The following is a 14,748-nucleotide window of genomic DNA, read 5'->3' as shown; positions in this document are numbered from 1 at the left end:
CAGGCTCGGGCGGCATCGCTGGGTGGTCGAGCGCAGCCATGCCTGGTTCAACCGAGCCCGCCGATTGCCCGTCCGCTACGAACGCCGCGCCGACATCTACGAAGCCTTCACGTTCCTCCAGGCTAGCCTCATCACCATCCACCAGATCGACCGGTTCTGTTAGGCGCTCTTAGCCCCACCCTCGGCCTTGATGAAGCTCTCCATCACCTCCTTGCCCTTGGAGCGGGTGAAGTCGCCGGTCTGGCTGCGCACGACCTTGATGGTCGGGGTCGACGCGATGCCCTGCTCGAAGCCCTTCTTGCGATTGGTGGCGACGCTCGCGCCCACCGTGCCCTGCAGCTCGACGACGTTGCAGGGCTTCGACCCGACGGTCTTTGCCAGCCACTCGCCCGCGACCTTGCCCTCGTGGACGCTGTCGGAGGTGACCGCCGTGAGGTAGAGGTCCTTGCCGGAGGGATCGATGTCGCGGTCGAGGAGCACGACCGGGATCTTCGCCTCGCGCGCTTCCTTCAGGACCGCGTCCCAGCCCGTCGCCACCACCGGCGCCAGGAAGATCGCGTCGACGCCCTGCGCCACGAAGGAGCGGATCGCCTTGATCTGGTTCTCCTGCTTCTGCTGCGCGTCGGCAACTTTGAGCGTGACGCCGCGCTTCTGCGCCTCCGACTTCGTCACCGAGGTCTCGGCGGCGCGCCAGCCGGACTCGGAGCCGATCTGGGAGAACCCGACCGTCAGCCCGGCCGCCGACGCGCCGGAAGCCGCGAGGCCCGTGAGAAGCGTGGCGGCGAGAAGAAGGCGATGCATCGTGGCACCGGGCATGAGGCGTCTCCCGTGGTCCTTGTCGTGGCGCATCTGCGTGCGTCAGCCGAGCATGGGACAGCCGCCGGGGCGACGCAATAGTCATATTGTAAGATTTTTTGAGCCGGAGCGCAGGGGAAGGCGCCGGCCGGTCGACGAGGGGCAGGGACGGTTCCGGTCGGCGCCGAGGGACTGGAATGCCGCGACGAGCCTTGGGAACGACGGCGCGGGATCGGGAGCCTGCGGGGGAGCTTCGACGGCCGCTCGTTCTGTTGCGCCGGCGGTTCCTCGTTCGGCATCGAGGCGGGACCTGCGAGCGCCTCGCCTCCCCGCGCCACCCGGTCGTCGCTCGAGGGCCAGGCCGCAGCGACACGCGGACGGGCAGCGTCTCGCTGGAGGACACGATCCGGACCTGAGCCCGATACTCCCTTACGAAGCTGCCGAGGATGGTCAGCTTTCGAGGTACCAGCCCCAAGGCTCCGGCGAGATGTAGGTCGTGATCTGCTTGGTTTGCAGGTAATTCTCGAGGCCCCAGCGTCCCAGTTCCCTGCCGATGCCGCTCTGCTTGTAGCCGCCCCAGGGCGCCTGCGTGAAGGTCGGCTGGGAGCAGTTGACCCAGAGAATGCCCGCGCGCAGGGCGCGCGCGACCCGAAGGCAGCGTTCCTCGTCGGCCGACATCACGGCCGCCGCGAGGCCGAAGGGCGTGTCGTTGGCGAGGCGCACCGCCTCCGCATCCGTCGCGAAGCGGTGCACGCAGAGGACCGGGCCGAAGATCTCCTCGCGCCACAGCCGCGACGTCGCCGGAACTCTATCGAAGACAGTCGGCTCGAAGAAGTAGCCTGCCCGCAAATGCTTCGGCCGGCCGCCGCCGGTCAGGCAATGCAGGCCCTCGCGCCGCGCCTCGGCGACGTAGCCCGCGATCCTGTCGTGCTGGCCCTGGCTCACCAGCGGCCCCAGGAGGATGCCCGGTTCGAGACCGTTGCCGATCGGGATCCGCGCGGCCTCGGCGGCCAGCCGGTCGAGCAGGGCATCGGCGATCCCCTCCTGGACGAGCAGGCGAGAGGTCGCGCTGCACACCTGCCCCTGATTCCAGAAGATCCCGAACATGATCCATTCGACGGCCTTCTCGATGTCGGCATCGTCGAAGATCAGGAAGGGAGACTTTCCGCCGAGTTCGAGGCTGACGGCCTTGATGTTGCGCGCACCCGCTTCCATCACCTTGGCGCCGGTGGAGACCGAGCCGGTGAAGGCGAGCTTGTCGACGTCCGGATGCGAGGACAATGCGGCGCCGGCTCCGCCCGCACCGGTGACCACGTTCAGCACGCCGCGCGGCGTCCCGGCCTCGTGCGCGATGGCCGCGAGTTCGAGCGCGGTGAGCGGCGTCAGTTCCGACGGTTTCAGGACGCAGGTGGCGCCGGCCGCGAGGGCCGGCGCCACCTTCCAGGCCGCCATGAGGAGCGGGAAGTTCCACGGGATGATCTGTCCGGCGACGCCGATCGGCTCGCGTCGAACGCGGGACCGGAAGCGTGGGTCCGGCAGTGCGAGATCGTCCTCCTGGCCGTCATCGAAGTCGTCCGCGAGATCCGCGTAGTAGCTGAAGCATCCCGCCGCATCGTCGACGTCCCACAGCGCCTCCGGCAGGGGCTTGCCGTTGTCCCTGACCTCGATCTCGGCGAGGTGGCTGCGGCGCGAGGCGATGGTCTCGGCGATCGAGCGCAGCAGCTTTGCGCGGTCCCGGCCGCTCGTTCCGCCCCATTCCCCGTCGAACGCCGTTCGTGCGGCGACGACGGCCCTGCCCACGTCCGCCGCCCCGGCGGAGGCGACGTGGTGGATGACCGCCTCGGTCGCCGGATCGACGACCGGAATGGTCTCCCCGGATGCCGCCGCCTGCCAGGTGCCGTCGATGTAGAGCTGGGAGCGCATGTCGGTCCAGTCGCAAGGCTTCGTGGCGAGGGCTGCGCCCGCTGGAGGGCGCGCGTTCGGGCGTCGGGGCAGGTCAGGAGAGGCCCGCCACGACGGTGGTCCGGGCTACTTCACGAGGCTGCACCCACCCTCCGCCATCGGCCGGAACGCGTCCTTGGCGTCGATCTCGCGGACCGGCTTGAAGTAGTCCCAAGCCTCCTTGCTCTCGCCCGGAGCCTTCACGGCGTAGAGCGTGAGGGGATAGATCACCCGCCCGTCGATCCGGACGCTTCCCGTGTGACCGAAATAGTCCACGGGGATCTCGCGCATCCGGGCGGCCACCGCGTCGGCGTCGAGGGTGTCGGCGAGCCTCAGCGCCTTCAGGTAGTGCCGGACGGAGGCGTAGACCGACGCCTGCTGCTTCGTTGGCATCCGCTTCGTGCGCTCGAAATAGCGCTTCGACCACGCCCGGGAGACATCGTCCTGGTTCCAGTAGAAGCCCTCGGACAGCAAAAGTCCCTTCGTGACCACGAGCCCGAGCGTGTGGACGTCTGTGAGGTAGAGCAGGAAGGCGACGATCTTCTGTCCGTCCTCGACGAGGCCGAACTCGTTCGCCTGCTTGATCGAGGTCATCAGGTCCGCGCCGCCATTGGCGAAGGCGACGACGTCGGCTCTCGAGCCTTGCGCCTGCAGCAGGAAGGAACTCATGTCGCCGCCGTTCAGCGGATGCCTGACGGCGCCGACAACCTTGCCGCCGGCCTCGGTGATGAACTTGCCGGCGTCGCGCTCCAGGGTGTGGCCGAAGGCGTAGTCGGCCGAGATGAAGAACCAGCTCTTCCCGCCCGCCGCGACGACTGCCTGCGAGGTTGCCTTCGAGTAGGCGTAGGTGTCGTCCTGCCAGGCCGTGCTGTAGGGCGAGCAGGCCTTGCCGGTGAGGTCGGAGCTCGTCCCCTGCATCAGCGTCAGGCGCTTCGCCTGGCGGCCGATCTCCTGGACCGCCAGGGCGACGGACGAGACCGGAACGTCCGCGATCACGTCCACGCCGTCCTGGTCGATCCACCGCCGCGCGATCGCCGAGCCGACATCCGCCTTGTTCTGGTGATCCGCCGACAGGATCTCGACCGGGACGCCGTTGATCTTCCCGCCCTCGTCCTCGACGGCGAGCCGGGCGGCGACGACCGAGCCCGGCCCGCCGAGATCGGCGTAAGGCCCGCTCATGTCGTTCAGGATGCCGATCCTGACGACCGGTTTCTCGATCCTCGCGGAGGCAGGACCGGCCTCGACCATGACGAGCGCGGCGAGCGCCGCAGCCAGATACCGATGTCGGCGCATGAGGCCGTCTCCTGTTTTCGAGGCGTCGTGTATCTCTGGACGGATCATCCCCTGGATCAGCGCCTGATCGCCTTGCGATCGGACGCCGATCTGAACGCTTCTTGTCGCCGTATTTTCTTCGACGAACCGGTGCCCACTCCGTCGGAAAACGCCCTAGGCGCCGTAGATCCGGCCGGCGTCTTCCTTCGTCATCAAGCCTTCGGCGATCTCCTTCGCCACGAGCGCTTTGTCTCGTCGTCCGGGCTCGCCGTAGCCGCCGCCGCCGGCCGTCTCGATGACGAGCCGGTCGCCCTTCCGCAGCGTCGTGTTGCCCTTCGACGGCAGAGCGATCGTCTGCCCGTCGCGCTCGACGAGGAAGCGGGAATGCCGTCCCGGCTCGCCGCCGAACAGGCCCCAGGGCGCGACCTTGAACCGGTCGGAATAGGAGTTGAAGGTCACGCCCTCGTCGAGGATCCGGTAGACGCGCCGCGCGCCGAGGCCGCCCCGGCGCTCGCCGGCGCCCGCCGATCCGCGCCGGAGCGCGTATTCCTCGACCCGCATGAACGGGTAATCGGCCTCGAGCGATTCGACGGGCACGTTCGAGCAGTTGCCGACGTAGCCGTCGACCACGTCCGCGCCGTCGGCGCCGGCCGACGCGCCCCAACCTCCGCCGACCACCTCCATGTAGACCCGGTAGCGGTCCTCCGACATGTGCCCCATGCCGATCGCGTTGGTGGTGTCGTGCCCGGAGGCGAGGACCTGCGTCGGGACCACCTCCGACATCGCCTTCATGATGACGTTGTAGACCCGGTGGCAGGCGTTGTTGCGGGCCCTGACGGCGACCGGCTGGCTCGGGTTGAGGAAGCTGCCGTAGGGCACGTCGACGCGGCGGATCGGCCGGTAGAGCCCGTCGTTCACCGGAATGGTGCCGCCGCCGAGCAGGATCCCCATCGCCCCGAAGGCGGCAGAGATCGTCGAGGCGACGGGCGAGTTGATCATCCCTCGCGTCTGGGGCGCCGAGCCCGCGAAATCGAACGCGATGCCGTCGCCCTCGACCGTGACGGTGACGCAGACGCGCAAGGGCTCGTCGGTGAAGCCGTTGTCGTCGACGAAGTCCTCGGCATAGTAGACCCCGTCGGGAATCGCCCGGATCGCCTCCCGCGCCAGGCGCTCGGAATAGTCCTGGAGTTCCGCCGCGCCGGCGAGCACGGTCTCCGCGCCGAACCGCTCCAGCATCTCGATGAAGCGCGCCTCGCCGGTGCGGTTCGCCGCCATCTGGGCGTAGATGTCGCCCATCACCTGGTCGGGCGGGCGTACGTTGATGCGGATGAACTGCTCCAGGAGACCGTCGCCGAGGTCGCGCTCGACGTCGAAGCGCGACAGCGGGATGCGCAAGCCTTCCGAGAACACGTCGGTGGCCGACGCGTTCGGGCCGGCGGCGCCGCCGCCGACGTCGATGTGGTGGCCGAGCGAGGCGCTGAAGGCGACGAGCTTGCCCCGGAAGAAGACGGGGGTGAACAGCACGATGTCGTTGAGGTGTTGCGCCCCGCTATAGGGATCGTTGGTGATCAGGCCCTCGTTGGGGCGGATCGTCGACAGGTCGAATCGGCGGGCGAAAGCCTCGAAGACCTTGCCGAACGAGTTCATGTGGATCGGGCAGAACTGGGCCTGCGCGATGATCCGGCCCTGCCGGTCGAGGAACGAGGTCGAGCAGTCGCGCGCCTCGCGGATGATCGTGGAATAGGCCGAGCGCACCAGCTTCTCGCCCATCTCCTGGGCGATCCCGTGCAGGCCGTTGCTGATGATGTTGAACGTGGCTTGGCTGAGCTGTCCGGACACGATCAGGCCTCCGTCGTCAGGATGAGGGCGCCGGTCGGATCGACGGTCGCGGTCCAGCCGGGCGGAACCAGGGTCGTGGCGGTCGGCTCCTCCACGATGGCGGCGCCCTCGACGCGGGTGCCGGGAGGAAGGTCGGCCCGCCAGGCGAAGCGGCACGGCACGCGGGCGCCCTCGAACAGGATCGAACTCTCCTCGATCGGGGTGGCCTCGGCGTCGGGCCGGCGCGGCGTGGTGAGCGCGTCCATCGCGTTCGCCGCGGCGGGAACCGAGGCGGTCAGGCGCAGGGTCACGATCTCGACGGCGTCCATCGTGGAGAGCGCGCCGTAGCGGGCCTCGTGCGCCGCCTTGAACTGCGCCTCGACGTAGGACCGCCCCTCCGTCCGCAAGGCGTCGAGATCGACCGGCGCGATCAGCTCGTAGCCCTGCCCGACGAACCGCATCTCGAGCTCGTGCCGGAACTCGATCTCGGCGGGCGCGCGGCCGAAGCCCGCGAACTCGGCCCCGGCCTGGGCGCGCAGGCCGGCGAACGCCTCGGCCACCTCCTCGGCCACCCGGTCGCCGACCCGCAGGAACCGCGTCTCGCGGTAGATCCGCTTGAGGTCGGCGACAAGCAGGCCGAGCGCGGAGAACAGGCCCGGATAGGGCGGGATCACTACGCGGCGGATCTTGAGTTCTCGCCCCGTCAGGGCGCCGATCATCGGACCCATCCCGCCGTAGCAGTAGAGCGCGTAGTCCTTGGGATCGTGGCCGCGCTGCACCGAGACGAGCCGCACGCCCTGGCTGACATTGGCCGCGCCGATCTCGATCATCGCGCGGGCCAGATCGTCCGGGCCCTGGCCGAGGGTGTCGGCCAGATCGCTGAGCGCACCGCGCGCCCGCTCGGGCAGGAGCCGCATCCGTCCCCCGAGGAAGCGGTGCGGCCGGATCCAGCCGAGCTGCACGAGCGCGTCGGTCATCGCCGGCACCGTGCCGCCATGGCCGTAGCAGGCCGGCCCCGGCCGCGCGCCGGCAGAGCGCGGGCCGACATGGAGCATGCCGCCGGCGTCGACCCAGGCGAGGCTGCCGCCGCCCGCGCCGATATTGGCGATGTCGATGCTCGGAAGGCCGACCGGGAGCCCCGCGACCTGCGTCTCCGCCGTGACGTCGGGACGGCCCTTGGCGATCAGGCAGATGTCGGCGCTCGTCCCGCCGATGTCGAGCGTGATGACGTCGGCGTCACCGATCGCGCCCGCCATCCGGGTCGCCCCGATGACGCCGGCGGCCGGGCCGGAATTCAGCATCTCGACGCCGCCGCGGTCGAGGCCGCTGCTCGGCAGCACGCCGCCCGAGGATTGCATCACGAACAGGTTGGCGCCCGGCGCCTCCGCCGCGAGGTGGCGCTCGAGCCGCGCCAGGTAGCGGCCGACCAGGGGCACCAGGTAGGCGGCCATGGCGGTGGTCGAGGCGCGCTCGTATTCCCGGAACGTCGGGAGGACGTCGGAGGAGATCACGACCGGAAGCTCGGGGTAGCGCCGGGCGACAATCTCGCGCACGCGCTGCTCGTGGGCGGGCTGGCGATAGGCGTGGAGCAGGCAGACCGCCACGGCGTCGGGTTTCTCCCGCTCCACGAGCTCGGCGATCGTCGCGACGAGCGCCGCCTCGTCGAGCGGCGTGACGACCTCGCCCCGCACGTCGATCCGCTCCACGGCCTCGACGCAGAGGTTCAGGGGAACGAGCGGCTCGGGCTTGCGGCAGGCGATGGCGTAGACGTTCGGGCGGAGCTGGCGCTGCAGCGCCAGGATGTCGCGAAAGCCTGCGGTCGCCACGAAGGCGGTGCGGCCGCCCTTGCGCTCGATCACCGCGTTGGTCGCCACGGTCGATCCGTGGAAGAGCTGACGGAGGTCCGACAAATCGCCGTCTAGCGCCTCGCTCAGCCCGCCGATCACGCCGATCGACGCGTCGTGCGGCGTCGAGGGCACCTTGTGGGTCTTCACCTCGCCTCCGGCGATCCAGATCAGATCCGTGAAGGTGCCTCCCACCTCGATCGCGACCTTGGTCCCGGGCTTTTTCGATGTCTGCGGCATGTGGCGTATCCTGATCGGGGCGTCCGGCCTCAGCCGAGCGGGATGTCGTTTTCGACGGTGAAGCGGCGGCGCTTCAGCTCGTCGAGGAACGGCTGGACGGCGAAGTACTCTTCCGGGCCCCACACCCCCGGCCGCATCGGCGCATCGCCCATCAGCTGCACGCCGACGGACAGCCCCATCGACGTCCCGGCGTCGAGGTAGCCGTCGTAGAACGGGTCGGAGCGGCCGATCACCGCGCAGTTCACCGTGACGGACTTGCCCTCGACCGTGCCGCGCCCGATCGCGAGGTGCAGCTCCTGCGACGTCGTCTCGGGGATCGCGTGCCGGTTGCGCGCGATGGTGCGGGCCAGGAGCTTCTCCAGGAAGCGGCCGGGCTTCACGAGCGCGCCGTCGACCTCGATCGGGTCGTCGAAATCCCCGAACCCCGCCTTCACCAGCCCGGTCCAGGCCTCGTGCTCGCGGTCGGGCAGGTGGAGCTTCCAGGTGAATTCCCGGATGCCCTTGTCGCGGATCCCGTCGGCGAACGGCACCGTCAGCGGCTCGGAATGCTGGGTGTACATGAACTCCGTCGGGCCGAACGGCTCGGGCAGGTGCAGCACCTCCCGGCCCGACTGGGGAGCCATCTCGCGAAGGGCGCCGTCGATGAATTGCTGGGACGGGTTGGCGTACTCGGCGAGGATCGTCGAGACGGCGTAGGGCGGCTCGAGCACCGGGCTCTCGGGTCCTGCCTTCCTGGCGGCCCAGTACAGGTTGATGCTGTCGATCCGCTCAAGCCGCTCGGCCACGGACTTGCAGATCACGTTCGAGATGCCCGGATCGGCGCCGAGCCCGAGCACCGCCGTCATGCCCGCCGCGCGCCAGCGCTCGTGGTGCGCCTTCTGCTGCACGGTGAAGACGCCCATCCCGCCGTAATCGACGTATGGGACGCGCGCCTCGAAGCAGGCCTCGAAGATCGCGAGCTGGTGGCCGGCGAAGGTCGGCACGGCGTTGATGCACAGATCCCGGTCCGCCAGGGCCGACCGGAGCGCCCGCGGATCGGCGACGTCCAGGACGAGCGCGCGCAGGCGCGGGTCGCCGAACGTATTGACCAGGCCCTCCGTCCGTTCGAGCGACGTATCCGCCACGACGATGGTGGTCACGTTCCGGGAATACGGGGCGACGAGATCGCGGATCGTGCCGCTCGCCATTCCGCCCGCGCCGCCAAGGACTAGGATTCGCATCGCGCCACCTGGTGCTCTCCTGAAGACCAATGGCGGTACGTTCTAACAACAATGCAATTGACGCAAGAAAAGAAAATTGCCAGATCTCGTCAATTCGATTGACGAAAACGGTGCCTATCCGTGAAGCATCTTGGTGGGAATCTCACCGCTCTGCGCTCATTCCATGCGCTGGTGAGGGGCGGCGGCGTCGGCGCGGCGGCGTCGGCCCTGAACGTCACGCCCGGCGCGATCCGCCACCAGCTGCGGCAGCTGGAGCTGGAGGTCGGCCAGGAGCTCTTCGTCCGCAGCAAGCGCAGCCTCCAGCTGACGGCGGCGGGCGCGCGCCTGTTCGAGACGGTGGGCCGTGCCTTCGCGGAGCTGAGCGCCGCCTGCCGCGGCCTCGCCGTGAGCGACGTCCAGGGCGAGCTGCGCGTGTCCTGCGCCCCGGCCTTCGCGGCGTTGCGGCTGATGCGGGCGATCGACGTCTTCACCCAGAGCTACCCGCAGATGAGCGTTCGGGTGTTTCCGGCCGAGCGGGCCGACGAGACGATGGACGTCGTCATCGCGTATGGCGAGCGCTCGGTGTCGGGCACCCGGATCGCGATCCTCAAGGACGAGACCTACTTCCCGGTCTGCAGCCCGGCGCTGGCCTACGAGAGCGGCATCACCAGGGTGGAGGACCTCGAAGGCCTCGTCGGCCTGCATGCGCGGGACCACGAGGACTGGCAGCGCCTTCTCGGGTCGTCGGGGCGGCCGATCCGCTTCCGGCAGGAGGTGGTGTTTCCGGACGCGCACCTGTCGATCCAGGCCGCGCGCGAGGGTCTCGGCGTCGCGGTCGGGACGTCGATCCTATGCGCCGACGACCTGCGGCGCGGGGCATTCGTCCGGCCGCTCGACATCGAGGTACCGGCGCCCAACCCCTACTTCATCATCCAGCCCCAGGGCACGCGACACCCGGCCGTCGACGTCTTCACCGCGATCGTCGTCGAGCAAGTGGAAACGTCACGGACGAGCTAGAGCGTTTTGGGTTCGGGCAGAAACCGTAAAGCGTGCGGCCGCCACCCGAACCGATCTTCCTCCCAACGGCCGACGCGTTTCAACGGCCCTGCGCCACACGGCCGGCCGGGCCGGTGCGGCCGAGTTCGGCCAGGTGCGGGCGGAGGCTCTCGGCGAGCTGCGGCGCGTGGCGCTCGGCCATCATCGTCACGTGGTCGCCCGGCACCCACAGCACGTCGATCGGCGCCGCCGAGACGTCGCGCCATCCGAGCGCCTCGTCGGCCTCGGCGGCGCCGTCGCCCGGGGCGGTCTCGCGGGCGCGAAACAGCGTGATCGGCACCGGCGAGGGCGCCGGCCGGTAGGCGCGCCTCGCCTCGCGATGCGCGCCCGCGACGGCGAGGAGGTTGCGCACCAGCGCCGCGCCGTCGGCGGCCGGGACCGGATGAGCGCGCTGCTCCTCCGAGTAGCGGGCATTCCGCACCATCTCGGACAACGGCCGGATCTGGCCCTGGGTGGCGAGCACGAGCGCGTCGCGGGTCTCGCTCGGGACGCGGTTGATCAGGGCCTGGTCGAGCGGCTGCTGATGGTGGCGGGCGTACTGCTCCATGAACGCCAGCAGCGTGCGCGTGTTGCCCTCCCGGAACGGGTGGGCCTGGAACAGCGTCGCCATGTTCTGAGCCAGGCGCATCGCCGGCCGGCTGTACTTCAGGTTCCCGGGCTGCTCCTGCGCGAGGCTGGCGAGCGCGCTCCGCATCTGCTGCTCGATCGCGGCCGGCGGCGTGTAGGCGACGCTGCGGCCGTTCAGCACGATCTCAGGCTTTCACAGCTCGACCGTTCGGGTCTCGCCCGCCCACGGATTCACCTCGGCGAACAGCCGCTTATGGATCGCCGCGAAATGCGTCTGGTCGAAGTTGCCGAGCACCGGCTCCTTCAGCATCTGGCGCAGGGCCTGGAACGAGACGATCTGCTCGCGCTCCGGCAGGGCCTCGGGATCCCGGATGCCGGCGTTGTTCCTGAGGGTGTCGGTGCCCTCGTAGACGTAGGGATCGCCGCTCACGCCACCGCTCCCTTGGCTCGGGCCCGGCGCGCGTCGAGGGCCTGGAATACCTCGTCGTTGGTCACCAGGCCGGCTCCGGCGAGGAGCGCGCCGAGCTGGACGCGCAAGGACATCCCGTTGCCCGATCCGAGCATGATGGCTGCTGCCTGCTCATCCTCGGGCGAGGTGAGCGCGGTGACGAAGGGGGCGAACTCACGCTCGTCGACGCCCGAGGCCAGAGCCTCGAGCAGGATGAGAGCGTCCTGGCGCTCGGTCACCAGCGCCGGCAGGTCGCGGAAACTCATGGGTGCGGTTCCTCGGTTCTAGCCCGGCCGGTCCGGCTCGCAGGCAGCGACTCTCGATCCGTCCTTCAGACGGCCAAAACTCTCGGCTGTCCTCTCTCCCCTACCCTTACCCATAGTCGCCGCGGCGCCAATACGGCCTGCGTGTCGTAGGCGTCACAGCGGAGATCGGAGATAGTTCTAACGGGCAAGTTTCAGCAGCCGATCCAGGAAATAACGGGGCCTCAGACCGTCAACCCGAGATCACGGTCACGGTCGAGCTCCTTGCGCTGCTCCAGGGTTTGCTGAGGCTGCACGTCGAGGCGCTGGTCGAGCTCGCGGCGCAGGACCGTGGCGATCAGGTGATCGAGGCTTCCCTCCTTGAGGTAGGAGGCGACGAACCCACCGCCCGACAGGATCTCGCGCTCCTCGCTCGTGAGCCACTGCGCCGGGCCGAGGCCCTTATGCGCCGCGTGGCCGATCGCCCCGGTGGCGCCGAACCGGCGGGCAACGGCGCTCGCGAATGCCTCGATCTCCGCCCGCTGCTCGGACGTCGCAACAGACCGCGCGACGACGGCATCGAAGGCCCGTGGGTCCGAGCCCGGTGTACTGGCAATCTGAGCCAGCGCGGCCGAGGCGGCCGGCGACAAGCCGGGCACCTCGATCGCGATGCGTCGGCGGTATCGCACTTCCTCCGGACGTGCGTTCTCGATTTCGGCGGAATACTGGTTTTTGAGGTTGATGGCGGCCCCTCTGATGGCGTCATACGACGCCACGGCTTTCTCGCGTTCCTCCTTCTCCGGCTTCGGCACGAACCAGCCCTTGCGGCCCCGCAGACCGCCATAGGCTTCCGGGTCGGCCAGCAGTTCGTCGATGCGCGAGGTGTAGCCTTTTCCGGGCGTGCGAAGCTGGGCGTAGATCGCCTTGAATAGGCCTGCGGGATCCTTGACCGCCGTGCGGATCGAGGATCGCAGCGAGGCGAGTTCCTGCTTCAGATCTCGCTCCGGATCGACGCGATATGCGAGGGCTGCATCGACGGCGGTCTTGTCGAAGGGAACGGCAGCGAGGAATGGCTTGAGCGGGATCGCTTGGGCGGCAGGCTCTCGGGTCTTTAGCGGAACGTTCTCGACGACGGCGGGCCGGGTCGAGGCGAGTGCCTGCCAGGCGGCGGCAAGCCGAACGGCCGCACCATGTAGGCGGCGCCAGCGCACCTGGACCGTCACGATCATCGACCGCGCGCGCTTCACCAGCGCGGGTGTGAGGGCCGCGTGACCGTTGAGCCCGCGCCGCTCGGCGAAGGCCGAGGCGAGGGCACGCAGATCCTGTGGCCGCACCCGGTCGGCGACGTCGGTTTCCGCGTTCTCCAGCCGGGCGAGAGCCGCATCGAGCGCGGCCAGGGCTGGCGAGCCGGATGGGTCGTTGACGCTGGCGGCAGGCTTCGGGACGGCGCCGATCGCGGCTGCGTCACCGTCTGCCTCCAGGCGACCTGCGAGCGCCGAGAGATCCCTGGCGATCCCCCTGGCATCGAGCAGCGGGAGATCGCTCGCACGGCCCCGGACCGGCTCGCCGTCGATCGACTCCGGCGGCCGCGTCAGCGCGACCGCGGCCTCACGGAATGCGGCCTCGTCGACGTAATCCAGGGTCGAGGCTTTCGAGCCGTCCCGCGAGAACCGGCGCGACAAGCCGTCGAGCGCGGCCGCATCAAGAACGTCCCGTGACGGCGCCGCTCCGAGCTTGGCTTTGCGCCAGTCCGGAATGAAGTCGGCATGCGCGCCGTGGAGGATGACGGTGTGGCGGTGGCGCGTCATCGCCACGTAGGCCAGATGCTGATCCATGCCGGGCGTGGCCAGCACGTGGACCCGATCGAGCGTCGCGCCCTGGCTCTTATGGACGGTAGCCGCGTAGCCGTGATCGAGGTTGCGGTAGGCTTCCGCCTGGACCTCGATCCGCTCACCATCACCTATGCCATCCCGATCGAGCTTGACCGTAAGCCGGCCGATCGACGCGGCCTCGACGGTGGCGAGCATCCCGTTCTTCACGCCGAGCTGGCGATCGTTCTCGAGGAACAGCACGCGGTCGCCGGGAGCGAACATCCGCTCGCCGCGTGCCGTAATGAACCGGGCCTCATTCTCCAGCATCCCGTCGGCCTTGAGCGCGTAACGCGCCAAGGCATTGAGGGCCAGAACGTCGACGTTGGTCTGGGCGAGGATCAGCGTCTCGGCCGGCCTACCGTCAGGCTTGAGGCCAAGGTAGTCCGGTTTCCAGGCCGCGATCAGGGCCTTGCGTGCGCCCTCGCGATCGGCTGAGAACCGCACCATCCCGGCTTCGCTGTAAACGCCGAGTCCCGCGGCTGCCTCGCCTCTGGCAAAGGCCACGCTTGCCCGCCGCATCGCCGGATCGACCTGGCGCCAGATCTCGGAGAGCTCGGCGTAGCCGATCGCCTCGGTGATCGCCCGGAAGCCGGCGCCGGCCTCGATCGGCTGGAGCTGCTGGGCGTCACCAACCAGGACCAGCTTGGCGCCGCGCCGCTCCACCTCCTGGACGATCCGCGAGAGCTGCTCGGAGGCGACCATGCCGGCCTCGTCGAGCACGAACACGTCGCCGGGTTTCAGCAGGTCGCGCTCGTGCTTCCAGGCGAGTTCCCACGACGCCAAGGTGCGGCTCGCGATCCCCGCACTCCGCTCCAACCCCTCGGCCGCCTTGCCGGCCAGCGCCCCGCCGACGACGGCGTGACCGGCGCCGATCCAGGCCTCACGCGCAATGCCGAGCATGGTCGATTTGCCCGCGCCGGCAAACCCGACCACGGCCGCGATCCGCTCGAGCGCCGTGACGTGGCGGACTGCCTCACGCTGCTGCTCGGACAGTTCCGGGCGGGCCGTAATGGCTCGCTCGAGCGCCCGCGGTGACACACTGTGACCGGCATCGGCGTAGAGCCGGGCCGTCGCCGCTTGCATCAGGATCTCGGCTTGAAGCAGCGCCCTCGTCGTCCAGCGCGCCGGCGACACCACGCGCCCGCTCTCGGGATCGAACACCTCCTCGGCGACCGCCACGAGTTCAGGCGATTGGCCGAGCCTGAGACGAACCGCCTCGAACGTGGCCGGGTCGTCGATGTAGCGAAAGACCGCGCGGGCGATGTCGCGCTCGTCGAACACGCTCTTCTCGCGCAAGAGGATCGGCAGCAGCTTGTCGGGATCGGCGATGATTGAACCGCCCCGGGTTTCCTGGAGGCTCCAACTTCTGAGAGGATGGAGCCATGACGAAGCGAACAGCCCCTTTTTCGCCTGAGGTGCGCGAGCGCGCGGTGCGGATGGTGCGCGACCATGAGG

At 69.4% G+C, this 14,748-nt stretch carries 11 protein-coding genes and 1 pseudogene; 2 read left to right on the top strand and 10 right to left on the bottom strand.

The annotated features are described in order from the left end of the window. Positions 1-163: transposase (locus tag ACS5PV_RS32345; RefSeq protein ID WP_455395018.1), on the top strand; the 163-nt coding region annotated here is incomplete at its 5' end. Between the two features lie 2 nt (positions 164-165). Here ACS5PV_RS32345 and ACS5PV_RS32340 read toward each other — a convergent pair. The 6 genes and pseudogenes from ACS5PV_RS32340 to ACS5PV_RS32315 all read right to left on the bottom strand — a co-directional run. Continuing rightward, a pseudogene (locus ACS5PV_RS32340) lies at positions 166-801 on the bottom strand (ABC transporter substrate-binding protein); the annotation flags it as partial. Positions 802-1,245: 444 nt separating this feature from the next. After that, positions 1,246-2,718 carry an aldehyde dehydrogenase family protein gene (locus ACS5PV_RS32335; protein WP_455399412.1) on the bottom strand — a complete coding sequence of 491 codons (1,473 nt, stop codon included), beginning with the start codon at positions 2,716-2,718 and terminating at the stop codon, positions 1,246-1,248. Between the two features lie 105 nt (positions 2,719-2,823). Beyond that, positions 2,824-4,029 carry an ABC transporter substrate-binding protein gene (locus ACS5PV_RS32330; protein ID WP_455399411.1) on the bottom strand — a complete coding sequence of 402 codons (1,206 nt, stop codon included), beginning with the start codon at positions 4,027-4,029 and terminating at the stop codon, positions 2,824-2,826. Between the two features lie 153 nt (positions 4,030-4,182). Continuing rightward, on the bottom strand, positions 4,183-5,847 hold the full coding sequence (locus ACS5PV_RS32325; protein WP_455399410.1) for a hydantoinase B/oxoprolinase family protein: 1,665 nt from the start codon (positions 5,845-5,847) through the stop codon (positions 4,183-4,185). Between the two features lie 2 nt (positions 5,848-5,849). Continuing rightward, entirely contained in the window at positions 5,850-7,910 is a 2,061-nt protein-coding gene (locus tag ACS5PV_RS32320) for a hydantoinase/oxoprolinase family protein (protein WP_455399409.1), read from the bottom strand. Between the two features lie 29 nt (positions 7,911-7,939). Next, positions 7,940-9,130, bottom strand: a complete 1,191-nt coding sequence (locus ACS5PV_RS32315; RefSeq protein ID WP_455399408.1) for a saccharopine dehydrogenase family protein — start codon at positions 9,128-9,130, stop codon at positions 7,940-7,942. A gap of 120 nt (positions 9,131-9,250) precedes the next feature. Here ACS5PV_RS32315 and ACS5PV_RS32310 point away from each other — a divergent pair, with 120 nt between their 5' ends. Then, positions 9,251-10,126 carry a LysR substrate-binding domain-containing protein gene (locus ACS5PV_RS32310; RefSeq protein ID WP_455399407.1) on the top strand — a complete coding sequence of 292 codons (876 nt, stop codon included), beginning with the start codon at positions 9,251-9,253 and terminating at the stop codon, positions 10,124-10,126. A gap of 79 nt (positions 10,127-10,205) precedes the next feature. Here ACS5PV_RS32310 and ACS5PV_RS32305 read toward each other — a convergent pair whose 3' ends face one another. From ACS5PV_RS32305 to traA, 4 genes are all read right to left on the bottom strand, one after another. Further along, entirely contained in the window at positions 10,206-10,913 is a 708-nt protein-coding gene (locus ACS5PV_RS32305; protein ID WP_455399406.1) for a Fic family protein, read from the bottom strand. A gap of 12 nt (positions 10,914-10,925) precedes the next feature. Continuing rightward, positions 10,926-11,162, bottom strand: coding sequence for a hypothetical protein (locus tag ACS5PV_RS32300; protein WP_455399405.1), 237 nt, complete (start codon positions 11,160-11,162; stop codon positions 10,926-10,928). Continuing rightward, positions 11,159-11,446, bottom strand: coding sequence for a hypothetical protein (locus tag ACS5PV_RS32295; protein ID WP_455399404.1), 288 nt, complete (start codon positions 11,444-11,446; stop codon positions 11,159-11,161). The genes ACS5PV_RS32300 and ACS5PV_RS32295 overlap by 4 nt, the downstream gene beginning before the upstream one ends. Positions 11,447-11,667: 221 nt before the next feature. After that, positions 11,668-14,691 carry a Ti-type conjugative transfer relaxase TraA gene (gene traA, locus ACS5PV_RS32290; RefSeq protein WP_455399413.1) on the bottom strand — a complete coding sequence of 1,008 codons (3,024 nt, stop codon included), beginning with the start codon at positions 14,689-14,691 and terminating at the stop codon, positions 11,668-11,670. Positions 14,692-14,748: the final 57 nt, after the last annotated feature.

Source organism: Methylobacterium sp. Gmos1, from assembly GCF_053764715.1.
Note: the sequence above shows the minus strand (reverse complement) of the source record. Positions and strands in the feature narration are given on the sequence as shown.

What these genes read in the sequence shown, in the direction of transcription:
- ACS5PV_RS32315 (WP_455399408.1), bottom strand. Translation starts at nt 9,130, where the DNA reads ATGCGAATCCTAGTCCTTGGCGGCGCGGGCGGAATGGCGAGCGGCACG.
- ACS5PV_RS32320 (WP_455399409.1), bottom strand. Translation starts at nt 7,910, where the DNA reads ATGCCGCAGACATCGAAAAAGCCCGGGACCAAGGTCGCGATCGAGGTG.
- ACS5PV_RS32335 (WP_455399412.1), bottom strand. Translation starts at nt 2,718, where the DNA reads ATGCGCTCCCAGCTCTACATCGACGGCACCTGGCAGGCGGCGGCATCC.
- ACS5PV_RS32295 (WP_455399404.1), bottom strand. Translation starts at nt 11,446, where the DNA reads ATGAGTTTCCGCGACCTGCCGGCGCTGGTGACCGAGCGCCAGGACGCT.
- ACS5PV_RS32330 (WP_455399411.1), bottom strand. Translation starts at nt 4,029, where the DNA reads ATGCGCCGACATCGGTATCTGGCTGCGGCGCTCGCCGCGCTCGTCATG.